10 protein-coding genes and 1 tRNA gene are annotated in these 11,635 nt (G+C 52.8%); 3 read left to right on the top strand and 8 right to left on the bottom strand.

All coding sequences use genetic code 11. The features are described 5' to 3' along the window. Positions 1 to 4 precede the first annotated feature (4 nt). The 3 genes from dppC to dppA all read right to left on the bottom strand — a co-directional run bounded on the left by dppC (position 5) and on the right by dppA (position 3,695). Complete coding sequence (gene dppC, locus O1V65_RS19325) at positions 5 to 919, bottom strand: dipeptide ABC transporter permease DppC (RefSeq protein ID WP_017492231.1); 915 nt, start codon at positions 917 to 919, stop codon at positions 5 to 7. Positions 920 to 929: 10 nt separating this feature from the next. Then, the gene (gene dppB / locus O1V65_RS19320; RefSeq protein WP_017492232.1) at positions 930 to 1,949 is read right to left on the bottom strand and encodes a dipeptide ABC transporter permease DppB; all 1,020 of its coding nucleotides are present in this window, start codon (positions 1,947 to 1,949) and stop codon (positions 930 to 932) included. A 138-nt stretch (positions 1,950 to 2,087) separates the two neighbouring features. Then, positions 2,088 to 3,695 carry a dipeptide ABC transporter periplasmic-binding protein DppA gene (gene dppA / locus O1V65_RS19315; RefSeq protein ID WP_017492233.1) on the bottom strand — a complete coding sequence of 536 codons (1,608 nt, stop codon included), beginning with the start codon at positions 3,693 to 3,695 and terminating at the stop codon, positions 2,088 to 2,090. A gap of 938 nt (positions 3,696 to 4,633) precedes the next feature. On the opposite strand from dppA, the gene O1V65_RS19310 reads away from it, so the two are divergent. After that, positions 4,634 to 6,169 carry an FAD-dependent oxidoreductase gene (locus O1V65_RS19310; RefSeq protein WP_017492234.1) on the top strand — a complete coding sequence of 512 codons (1,536 nt, stop codon included), beginning with the start codon at positions 4,634 to 4,636 and terminating at the stop codon, positions 6,167 to 6,169. A gap of 55 nt (positions 6,170 to 6,224) precedes the next feature. Here O1V65_RS19310 and O1V65_RS19305 read toward each other — a convergent pair whose 3' ends face one another. After that, positions 6,225 to 7,109 carry a LysR family transcriptional regulator gene (locus O1V65_RS19305; RefSeq protein WP_084912963.1) on the bottom strand — a complete coding sequence of 295 codons (885 nt, stop codon included), beginning with the start codon at positions 7,107 to 7,109 and terminating at the stop codon, positions 6,225 to 6,227. Positions 7,110 to 7,280: 171 nt separating this feature from the next. Between O1V65_RS19305 and O1V65_RS19300 the strand changes: the two genes are divergently transcribed. After that, positions 7,281 to 7,706, top strand: coding sequence for a VOC family protein (locus O1V65_RS19300; RefSeq protein ID WP_017492236.1), 426 nt, complete (start codon positions 7,281 to 7,283; stop codon positions 7,704 to 7,706). Positions 7,707 to 7,761: 55 nt separating this feature from the next. Here O1V65_RS19300 and O1V65_RS19295 read toward each other — a convergent pair. From O1V65_RS19295 to O1V65_RS19280, 4 genes are all read right to left on the bottom strand, one after another. Then, a tRNA-Pro gene (locus O1V65_RS19295) sits at positions 7,762 to 7,838 on the bottom strand. 112 nt (positions 7,839 to 7,950) lie between these two features. Further along, a complete protein-coding gene (eptB, locus tag O1V65_RS19290) occupies positions 7,951 to 9,636 on the bottom strand; it encodes a kdo(2)-lipid A phosphoethanolamine 7''-transferase (RefSeq protein ID WP_269129953.1) in 1,686 nt (561 codons plus the stop codon). A 148-nt stretch (positions 9,637 to 9,784) separates the two neighbouring features. Further along, positions 9,785 to 10,210: an organic hydroperoxide resistance protein gene (locus O1V65_RS19285; protein WP_017492238.1), complete on the bottom strand. Its 426-nt coding sequence runs from the start codon at positions 10,208 to 10,210 to the stop codon at positions 9,785 to 9,787. Positions 10,211 to 10,337: 127 nt separating this feature from the next. Beyond that, the gene (locus O1V65_RS19280; RefSeq protein ID WP_026110574.1) at positions 10,338 to 10,802 is read right to left on the bottom strand and encodes a MarR family winged helix-turn-helix transcriptional regulator; all 465 of its coding nucleotides are present in this window, start codon (positions 10,800 to 10,802) and stop codon (positions 10,338 to 10,340) included. Between the two features lie 109 nt (positions 10,803 to 10,911). On the opposite strand from O1V65_RS19280, the gene O1V65_RS19275 reads away from it, so the two are divergent. Then, complete coding sequence (locus O1V65_RS19275; protein ID WP_420066642.1) at positions 10,912 to 11,502, top strand: HD domain-containing protein; 591 nt, start codon at positions 10,912 to 10,914, stop codon at positions 11,500 to 11,502. Positions 11,503 to 11,635: the final 133 nt, after the last annotated feature.

Below are 11,635 nucleotides of genomic sequence, written 5' to 3'. Positions count from 1 at the left end.
CCCCTTACTGCTTGAGTTTCGGGTCGAGGGCGTCACGCAGGCCATCCCCCATCAGGTTAAATGCCAGTACCGTCAGCAGAATGACCACGCCTGGGAAGGTCACCACCCACCAGGCGCTTTGCGCGAACTGCAGAACATCGGAAAGCATTGTGCCCCACTCAGGCGTCGGCGGCTGTGCGCCCATGCCCAGGAAGCCGAGCGCCGCCATGTCGAGGATGGCGTTGGAGAAACCGAGTGAGGCCTGCACGATAAGCGGGGCCAGACAGTTAGGAAGAATGTTCACAAACATCTGGCGCGCCGAACCGGCACCCGCCACGCGGGAGGCGGTCACGTAATCGCGGTTCACCTCAACCAGCACCGCCGCGCGCGTCAGACGCACATAGTGCGGCAGCGCAACGAAGGTCAGCGCCAGCGAGGCGTTGACGATCGACGGGCCAAAGATAGCGACCAGCACCAGCGCCAGCAGCAGGCTCGGCAGGGCCAGCATGATATCGACCACGCGCATGATAATGGCGTCAACCACGCCGCCGTAGTAGCCGGCAAACAGACCGAAAATCACGCCAAGGATCAGCGAAAGCACCACCACCAGGCAGCCAACCAGCAGCGAGAGGCGTGCGCCGTACATCAGACGCGTGAGGATATCGCGCCCCACGTCGTCGGTGCCGAGCAAGAACTTCCAGCTGCCACCGTCCATCCATACCGGAGGCTTCAGCAGAGCATCGCGGAACTGCTCTGCCGGACCGTGCGGTGCCAGCAGGTTTGCACCGAGCGCCAGCAGCAGCATGATGACGATGTAAACCAGACCGGTAACGGCCCCTTTATTTCGTTTGAAGTAATGCCAAAACTCGCGCATTGGCGGCATAGGCGTCGGGGCGCCCGTAACCAGTTCACCGGCGACAGGTTCAGTAACTTGAGTCATTGTGCGCCTCTTATTTCTTGTGACGAATACGCGGGTTAACGATGCCGTACAGCACGTCGACCAACAGGTTAACCAGGATGATCAGCGTGGCGACCAGTAATACGCCGCCCTGAACCACCGGATAATCGCGGCGCTGCAAGGCTTCAATTAGCCAGCGGCCCACGCCCGGCCAGGAGAAGATAGTTTCGGTCAGGATCGCACCGCCAAGCAGCGTACCCACCTGCAAACCAATGACCGTCACCACCGGCAGCATCGCGTTGCGCAGCGCATGAACCACAATGACACGCATACGGCTCACGCCTTTGGCGCGCGCGGTGCGGATGTAATCCTCACCCAGCACTTCCAGCATTGAGGATCGCGTCATACGCACAATGACCGCCAGCGGAATAGTGCCGAGCACAATCGCGGGCAGAATCATGTGCATGACCGCGTCTTTGAAATCACCCGGCTCGCCCCAGATGAGGGTATCGATTAGCGCAAAACCGGTGAGCGGCTTGCTGTCATCAAGGAACACGGTATCGCTTATTCGCCCTGAAACAGGCGTGAGATTCCAGTGCACCGAGACCAGCATAACCAGCATGATCCCCCACCAGAATATCGGCATCGAATAGCCGGTAAGCGAGATGCCCACCGCCGTGTGGTCGAAGATGGAACCTCGCTTCACCGCCGCCAGCACACCCACCGGAATACCGACAATGACCGCAAAGATCATTGCACAAATGCCCAGTTCAAGGGTCGCTTCAAAGCGCGGGAGGAATTCCTGCCAGACCGGTGTATGGCTGCTCAACGACATGCCTAAATCGCCGTGTAACACGCCAACCACATAGTGGAAATACTGTTGGTAAAGAGGCTTGTCGAGACCCATTTCTGCCATTAGCTGAGCATGGCGCTCAGGTGACACACCGCGTTCACCGGCCATGATAGTAACGGGGTCGCCGGGGATGAGGTGCACGAAGGCAAAGGTCAGCAAAGTAATGCCGATAAACGTTGGGACTACTAACCCCAAACGTCGGAGTATGAACTGCAGCATATCCCGTACTCTCTGTATAAAATGCCCGGGGAACCGTAGCTCGCCGGGCTTATTGTTAACTCACATTGCTTTAACGATTTACATCTTTAAAGTTTAGTCCGCTTTGAGCGCGCCGCTTCCTGCGCGCTCGATGGGCAGTTATTTAATGTCGACGTTTTCGAAGTGATGTTTACCCAGTGGATCAACCACGTAACCGATCACTTCCTTACGCACTGGCTCGTAAACGGTTGAGTTAGCGATGATAAGCGCCGGAGCCTGGTCATGCATGATCACCTGAGCCTGTTTGTAGAGCGCGATACGCTTGTCATGGTCCGGTTCAGCACGGGCTGGCTGAATCACGTCTTCAAACGGCTTGTAGCACCATCTTGAATAGTTGGAACCGTCTTTAGCCGCCTGGCAGCTGAAGAGAGTGGCGAAGAAGTTGTCCGGATCCCCATTGTCGCCGGTCCATCCCATCATCACTGTCTGGTGTTCGCCATTTTTCGCACGCTTGAGGTATTCGCCCCATTCGTAGGTCACGATGTTGGCTTTAACGCCGATTTTCGCCCAATCAGCCTGGATCATCTCGGCCATACGACGCGCGTTCGGGTTATAAGGACGCTGAACCGGCATCGCCCACAGATCGATAGAGAAGCCGTTTGGCATACCGGCTTCTTTCAGCAGCTCTTTGGCCTTGGCAGGATCGTAAGGGTAGTCCTGAACGTCGTTGTTATAGCCCCACATGGTCGGTGGGATCAGGTTCTTGGCCGCCTGGCCTGCGCCCTGATAAACCGCATCAATAATCGCCTGCTTGTTCACGGCAATAGTCAACGCCTGACGCACTTTCACGTTATCTAACGGTTTTTTCTCGGTATTAAACGCAAGATAGCCGACGTTCAGTCCCGGTTCAGACATCAGGTTGATTGACTTGTCTTTCTTCATTGCCGCGATGTCAGCCGGGTTAGGGAATGGCATCACCTGGCACTCGTTTTTCTGCAACTTGGCGTAGCGAACGGACGCATCTGGCGTGATGGAGAAGATCAAACGATCCAGCTTCGGCTTGGTGCCCCAGTAACCTTTGAAGGCGGTGTACAGAATGCGCGAGTCTTTCTGGTACTGCATCATCTGGAACGGACCGGTACCGATTGGGTTAAGGTCGAGCTTCTCAGGCGTACCGGCTTTCATCATGTCGTCGGCGTATTCGGAAGACAGCACTGAAGCGAAGTCCATCGCCATATCCGCGAGGAACGGAGACTCAGGATGGTTGAGCACGAACTGCACGGTATGGTCATCCACTTTGACGATTTTGTTGATCAAATCGCCCATGCCCATGCCGTCGAAGTATTCATAGTTGCCGCCCGACACTTTGTGGTACGGGTTCGCAGTATCTTTCTGGCGGTTAAAGGAGAAAAGCACGTCGTCGGCGTTAAAGTCGTGGGTTGGCTTGAAGTCTTTGCTCGACTGCCACTTTACGCCCTGACGCAGATGGAAGGTGTAGGTTTTGCCGTCCGGGCTGACGTCCCATTTTTCGGCCAGTCCTGGCTGAATTTCAGTCGTACCAATCTTGAACTCAACCAGACGGTTATAGATAGGTACGGAGCTGGCGTCATAGGTTGTACCCGAAGTGAAAAGCTGTGGGTTAAAGCCTTCTGGCGAGCCTTCAGAACAATAAACTAACGTTTTTGCCTGAACGCTGGCGGCCACGGTCAGCGCAATCAGGCCGAGGCTAAACTTCAGCAGGCCTGATTTTCCCAAGGAAATTCTCATCGCTTTTGCTCCATTTAGTAATGGTGATGTGGATGTGTGTTGTGTGTTCAGCTCAAGCCACCCTTTATTTTTTATTTACGGGTGGACAGGGTTGTCGGTTAGCTGCAGAAGTGATGTTTCAGACGTATGACAAACGTCACCAGAGATGTTTTGGGGAAACAGTTGCACCAAAAAGGGGTGCAAATAATTACCGGATTAATCCTCTGGTCAATCCTGTTGACATCAATTTCGCAACTCTCTCAGGCGTCGTCAATATAACGCCAAGGCTTTTACAAAGAGTGTGAGTAACAGCAAACAAACATAAAAAAACAGTTAATTAACATTTACAGGATTAATATTGAGTCATAAATCGATATTTCAGGACATAACTCCACGCTTGTTATCCCAACCAGCGGAAAACGCCGTATAAAAAGCTCAAAAATCCCGCGTCAAATGATGATTATATGAACGGTTATTTTATAAATTTGGGTAAACGGCAGCCGAAAATGCTGGAGGCTAGTCATAAAGAGGTAATTAAGGCACGCTTATTTCACTATTGAAATAAACCTTTCGAGGGGAAAATGGGGTGTTATGCACAATTATAGTGCAGGTTAAAAATCGCGCAACAGCCCCCTCTAAAACCTAAAATAGAAAACATTTCACACCCTGCCGATTTCGGTAGGCGTGAGATGATAATAATGCGCAGCGTGATTGATGCCTGTTTCAGTCGACAGGGTCTGTTTTGGAACCGACATTTGCCCCCACCTCAATGAATTCGCTGCTTTAATTTGCGATTTTCAATAGGGAAATTATTTTTTCGACCGAACACCGGTCCGAATCCTCCTAATCCACCCTCTCCTCATGGCACACGTGCTCATGGCTGCTAGGCTTAAGTCAGTCCTGCTTTTTGTAGGGTCTTTGTTGAATAAACAACCACACACAAAAGAAAGGAGCATGTTGTGACTTTTAAAAAAATCATCAAGCTTGCAGATCTTGCAAAAAATCAGCCGAAACAGTTCGAAAGCGACGAAACCCCATTTGTGCTGGTCCGTCAGGACGACAGCGTGCATGCGTATCAGGCAAATTGCCCGCATGCAGGTGCGCCGCTGGCAGAAGGGGCCGTGTGCGACGGCAAGCTGGTTTGCCCATGGCATAAAGCCGTGTTTAATCTTGACGACGGTAGCCTTGAACAGCCGCCCGCGCTGGAAGGCCTGACGCAGTACCCCACTAAAGTTGAACACGGCGAGGTAATGGTCGATGTGAAAGACCCCCGTCAGCATACCCGCCTGCAAGCCGGTAATAACACCGATCAAATTGTAATTCTGGGCTCGGGTGCGGCCGGCAGTGCTGCGCTGAGCGCGCTGGAAGAAAGCGGGTATCACGGCAGGATAGTCATTATCGATCGGGAAAAGTCTGCCCCTTACGACAGAACTGCACTGACCAAATTCGTGCCTGATGGCAGCATGAAGGTGGATGAGGTTCCGCCGCTGCTCGAAGACAGCGCTTTTGAACAGCGCAACGTGCAGCGGATTGTCAGTACGGTGACCCACATTGACAAGAAAAAGAAAAAGCTTCGCCTCGCCAATCAACAGCATGTTTCGTTTAAAAAGCTGCTGATTGCCACCGGTGGTGCGCCGATACGTCCCGCTCTACCGGGCGGTGAGCTGAGCGGTATTCACGTTTTACGTAATCTCCAACAGGAAAAAACGCTGCTCTGCGCCGTGGATCAACTCAAACAGTTGGTGATTATCGGCAACAGTTTTATCGGCATGGAGATGGCGGCCGCACTGCGCAAACGTGATATTGCCATCAAGGTGATTGCACCCCAACCGTTGCCGTTTGAGGCACAGTTTGGCGAGAAGATTGCCAAATACTTCCGCGCACTGCACGAACACAATGGCGTTGAATTTATTGACGGCGAGGTCGTGGGCTTTAAAGGCGATCGTCGCGTCGAAGCGGTAGAGCTTAAAGACGGTTCGAGCGTAAGAACCGACGTTGTGCTGCTGGCGACCGGCGTACAGCCCGTCACCTCGTTTATCCACGACCTGCCGCTCGACGACGACGGCAGTCTAAAGGTGGATAAATATCTGCAGGCCGCTGAGGATATTTACGCCGCAGGTGACATTGCCAGCTTCCCGATGGACGGTAAACATACCCGCATTGAACACTGGCGCGTTGCTCAACAGCAGGGCCGTACGGCCGCAATCAACATGCTCGGCGAGCGCGAAGCCTTCGATCGTGTGCCGTTCTTCTGGACACAGCATTTCGGTACCCGCTTCGAGCATTTAGGGCATCCCGACCAATGGGACAAGGTCGATATTATTGGTTCGCTTGAGGATAGGGACTTTGTCGCACTGTTCGGGCTTAAAGATAGTCTGGTTGGCGTCGTTGCCACTGGCCGCGAACGCACCACCGGCAGGCTGCTGCTCGAGATGCAGCATGATATGACGCTAAATCAGGCGCGTAAGCTGGTGAAGGAAACGCAGGAAGGCTAATCACCCTCCCCTTTCTGACGTATCTCCGGAAGGGAGAGAGAGGCTCCCGGTCGTCTCACTGATGCGAAAGAGACGTTTGCGCCACGTCGTGCAGGCATCGCCCGATGAGCATGTGCAACGGCGATTGCCTGTTAGCGTGGCGCATGACCAGGATAAGTTCACGATGAAACGTGAGCTCGTCAAGCGACACGACGCGCAGATTCGCCTTACGCTCCAGCCACAATCCTGCCAGCGGGACCAACGCCACCCCGAGCCCATTTTCGACCATTTTCACAATGGCATCGATTTCGTCGATCTCCAGCGCGACCTTCGGCTCAAGCCGCTGGCTGCGCAGAAACTGGCTCACCATACGCCCACCGAACGAGGTGCGATCGTAGCGGATAAACGGCTGTTCGCGAAGCAAGGCGATCGGATCTTCACCTTGCAGGTGCGTGGGGGCAATCAGCACGAACGGCTCGCGCGCCAACGTTTCACTGTGCAGATCTTTGGCCAGCGGGAAACCCGGTTTAATGACGATAGCCAGGTCGATATTGCCTGCATCGACCTGAGTCAAAAGATTGAATGACACACCGGGGACCAGCTTAGTTTCCAGCGCAGGCGCACTCTGATGGAGTTTGACCAGCACCTGCGGCAGCAGGCCGGTTTGAAAGGTCGAGATAGCGCCAATTTTGATAACCCCGCGAAAATCCCCGAGGCTCTCCGGTTGAGACATGCTGGCAAAGATTTCGAGGATCTGTTCAGCCATGGGCAAGATACGGCTTCCGGCGGCGTTTAACACCGCCGAACGCCCGGTTCTGTCGAATAGCGTCATACCGAGATAGTCTTCCAGACCCCGAATTTGTGCGCTTACGGCCGACTGAGTCAGGCCAATGCGCTGTCCGGCGGCGGCGAAAGTGCCGTCTTGCGTTACTGCAATGAAGGTTTTCAGTTCACGTAACATCGCCGCCTCACTCATCTGTTTTTTTAATGAATCACAACAATAATATTTGTTTTTAATTAAAAATTTTATCGTTAAGAATGGATGAACACAATATAACCTCACACCACATTTTCCCAACCTATGCGAGCTGCCACTGCAACGCACGCCGGTCGGGGAACAGGAGAATTATCAATGGCTCTGAGTCCTTTCCACCTTGCTATCCCGGTTTATGATCTCGCGACCTGTCGCGCCTTTTACGGCGAAACCTTTGGCCTCTCGGAAGGCCGTTCAAGCGCTCAGTGGGTAGACTTCGACTTTTATGGTCATCAGCTGGTTATCCACGAGCATCCAAAAACAGCGACGCAGGATTCGGCGCACACCAATCCGGTGGACGGCCACGACGTGCCGGTACCCCATTTTGGGATTGTACTGAGTTGGGAAGAGTGGGAAGCCTTGGCGGAACGCCTAAAGTCTTTTGGTACTCAGTTCGTGATTGAACCTTATGTACGCTTTAAAGGCCAGGTCGGCGAGCAGGCGACCATGTTCCTGCTGGACCCGTGCGGCAACGCACTGGAATTCAAAGCGTTCAAGGATATGAGTCAGCTGTTCGCCAAATAAGAACGCCAGAAAGCAAAAAACCCGCGAGCCAGAAGCTTGCGGGTTTTTCTAAATGTGGTCGGCGAGAGAGGATTCGAACCTCCGACCCACTGGTCCCAAACCAGTTGCGCTACCAAGCTGCGCTACTCGCCGAATTGGGCCGCATCTTACTGCTGCGGGTTCTAAGCGTCAATCCCTTTTTTTACCCAATTCGCCAACTGCTTATAAAACACACGAACCCTGTTTAAAACGGCGATTTTAACCGCTAAATTCCCTTCTTGGCCTGAGGTTCGGCACACCAGTTATTTGCCGGGTTAATCCCTCCGTCGTTCGAACGATAACCCAGGCAACCTAAAATTGAGTCAAAGAGTTCTTCGTGACGATGCGGTTTATCACTGCCCTGCTGTTGACGCAGCAAGGCAAACGCCTGCTGACTTTCGGTCTGCGACAGGAAAGCGTCAGACGCCCAAACGATTATCGGCACCCGAAACTGTTCCGGCGGCGCCATCTCACGCGGCGTACCGTGCAGATGCGAGTTCTCGCCTATAGACTCACCATGGTCAGCGGCGTAAAACACCAGCGCTTTTTTATCGCGCAGCTGATCAATCACCCGCGAGATAAAGGTATCGGTATACAACACGCTGTTATCAAAGGCGTTAATCAGCTGATCTTTACTACAGGACTGGTCCACCCCCATGCATTCAGGCGTAAAGCGGGCAAAGCTGCGCGGATAACGCTGAGAATAGAGGTAGTGTGAGCCTTTGGTATGCAGCACGACGAGGTGTTTACCTTTAGGGTAGCGCTTCAGGGATTCCTGTAGTTCTCTCACCAGCAGCATGTCGTCTACCGGCTTGCCGTCATTGCGCTTTTCAGAAGCGATAAGCTCGCGGAAAGAGTAGTTATTGGTGTTGGCATTGTTGTAAAACCAGACTTCACTCTGCATAGCGAACAGCTCTGAACTGAAGCCCAGTTGGCGCATCACGGCAAAAATATTCTGCTCTTTCAGCGTCCTTTGCGGATTATCCTCAACGCCGCCTTCGCGCACAAACATGCAGCGCAGCGAGAGCTTGGTCGCGGTGTCGCAGGACGTGCCCTTAAAGGCCACAAGATTTTTCTCTTTCGACAGCAGCGGCGTGGTGTCTCGTCCATAGCCGAGCAGCCCCATATGGTCCCAGCGCGTCGTTTCACCGATAATGAAAACCACGTAAGTATCATCGATATCCGCAGGTGGCTCATAACGGTAAGCCTCGGCAGGATTAAACAAATCGCCCGCATCGCGGCTCTCATCAATTTGCGTATAGACAAACAAACCGAGCGCCGCCAGCCAGTTCGACGGCAGATAAGAGTGCGCCACCACCCCGCCATAGCTTGGCATATCCACGTTGCTTAACCGCTCGTTGGCCTTTTGCTCTTTGTCCATCATCCGCAGCGGCAGCCAGACCAGCAGGCCTGCCAGGAGCCACACCAGCAGCGGCTTCAGCCGTTGACCGGGCGTTTTCATCTGTTCGAGCAGCGTGCCGCGCATTTCATTCTGGGCGATGAGCCACAGCGGTAGCGCACTGACCGCCAGCATCCACAGCACAAACTTGAAGCCAATCACTTCTTTACTGAGATCGATATCGGTAGTCATCACCGATACGATAATACCGTAGCCGATGACCACGTTGAAATAGGTCATGTAGTAGCTGGCCGCGACCGAAATCAGCACAATCAGCCCGGCGATAAGCCGAAAGAAATGTTTTCCGCCAAACGACAGCAGACGCAGCACAAAGAAGCCGAACAGGATGGTGGTGGCAATTTCAATGACGGCGGCGGTCCATTCAAACGACGTGGGGGAGTCGATGAGCGAGGCGAAGCGTCGTGTAAAAACCGACAAGTTTAAAAAAATGCCAATATAAATCGCTAACAATAAACAGATTTTTTGCTGCGATAGAGTCTTCACTCTATTCATGAAAGATTATTTTCCAGAGAATTTGAAATATTTTGAATCATTTTGACATTAATAAGGCGGGATAGTTTACATATTCGGTGGGGAAAGTCTGAAAAGAAAACGGGAGGCCAAGGCCTCCCGCAGATCAATCACAAGGCTGTGGCTGACATTACTTAACGGTAAGGGTCACGTCGATGTTGCCACGGGTCGCGTTTGAGTATGGGCAAACTTGATGCGCCTTCTCGACCAGGTCTTCTGCGACGCTGCGCTCGATGCCAGGCAGGGTGATGTCCAACGCCACTTCAATGCCGAATCCGCCTGGGATCTGGCCAATACCGACTGCGCCTTCGATTTTAGCATCAGCAGGAATACGTACTTTTTCCAACGAAGCAACGTGCTTCAACGCACCGAGGAAACAGGCTGAATAACCGGCGGCAAACAGCTGCTCTGGGTTAGTCACTTCGCCGCCCGCACCGCCCATCTCTTTTGGCAGACCCAGTTTCACATCGAGCACGCCGTCTGATGAGGTTGCACGGCCATCACGACCGCCGGTAGCTGAAGCATGAGCACGGTAAATTACTTTTTCGATAGACATGATGTATTCCTATTAAGTGACTAAGTGAGTGATAACCAATAAATAAACACGATTAAATCGCACGCTATATATTTGATTGTAGCAGAGGCGCAAAACCTTGCACCTCGTGACTACGTAATATCTTTAACTAGGCTTTACGCTGCAGATTGCCTCTGAGAGTCTCCAGCTGCTTTTTCAGCGCCGTCGCGTCCTCGATACTGCATTCTGCCGCACAGGCAATCGCCTCGGGAATTTCACGCGCTTTTTCCTGCAATGTGCGCCCAGCGTCGGTCAGAGAAATAATTACCTGACGCTCATCAACCTTGGCACGGCGACGCACCACCAGCCCTGCGGTTTCAAGGCGTTTAAGCAGCGGCGTCAAGGTCGCCGAATCCAGAAACAGCTTTTCACCAATTTCCGACACCATGACTTCGTCCTGCTGCCACAGTACCAGCATGACCAGATATTGCGGATAGGTCAGGTCCAGTTGGCTCAGCAACTTACGATAAACTTTATTCAACGCCAGATTGGCGGAATACAGCGCAAAGCATAACTGCTGGTCGAGATGCAGAGCATGCATTGCAGCGGGTGTGGTGTCGTGTTTTGTGTTCATGGGAAGAATATAAATAGCGCACGATATTATAGCAAGCATATTTACAATTATTATTTTTTACCTTGTCCATGCTATAACAAAGACAAGGTGCCACCAGAGGGGAAATATCATGACCAGCCTAGTCGACAAAGCGAGACGTTATGCGAGTAAAGCGCACGCCAGCATCGATCAGCGTCGCAAATATACTAATGACCCCTATATCGTGCACCCGGAGGCCGTCGCGAATATTGTTGGCAGCGTGCCCCATACCGAGGCCATGCTGGCCGCGGCGTGGTTACACGATACTGTCGAAGATACGCCGACCACCCTTAGCGACATTACCGCGCATTTTGGCGCTGAGGTCGCGGAACTGGTGGCGATGCTGACCAACGTAAGCCTGAGTTGCGTTGGAAACCGCATTGAGCGGAAAAACCTCGACCGAGAGCACAGCGCCAAGGCCTCTGCCGCCGCCAAAACCATCAAACTCGCCGACCTCATCGACAACCTCCGTTCGCTGGTCACCCACGATCCTGACTTTGCCAAAACCTATCTTGTCGAGAAACGATTGCTGTTGGGCGTGCTAAAAGAAGGCGACACCACCCTGTGGCGACAGGCAGAAATCATCATTAACGACGGCCTGCAACGCCTGCATCATCCCCCGCATAACGTTCCAAGTAGCTGGTTTCAAGGCACCGAACAGGCTTATCTGGCGGGAAATTAACCCGCCTCCAAATCGTTCATTGATTGCCCTCGTTTTGTACAAATGCTCCGCAGCGGTGAGACATTGCCGTGCACAAAAAATGAGAAATTAGTTAAATAATCATTAAAAACAAATAATTAAAAATTGGCACACC

Origin of the sequence: Rouxiella badensis, from assembly GCF_026967515.2 — a bacterium.
Taxonomy (GTDB): domain Bacteria; phylum Pseudomonadota; class Gammaproteobacteria; order Enterobacterales; family Enterobacteriaceae; genus Rouxiella; species Rouxiella badensis.
Note: the sequence above shows the minus strand (reverse complement) of the source record. Positions and strands in the feature narration are given on the sequence as shown.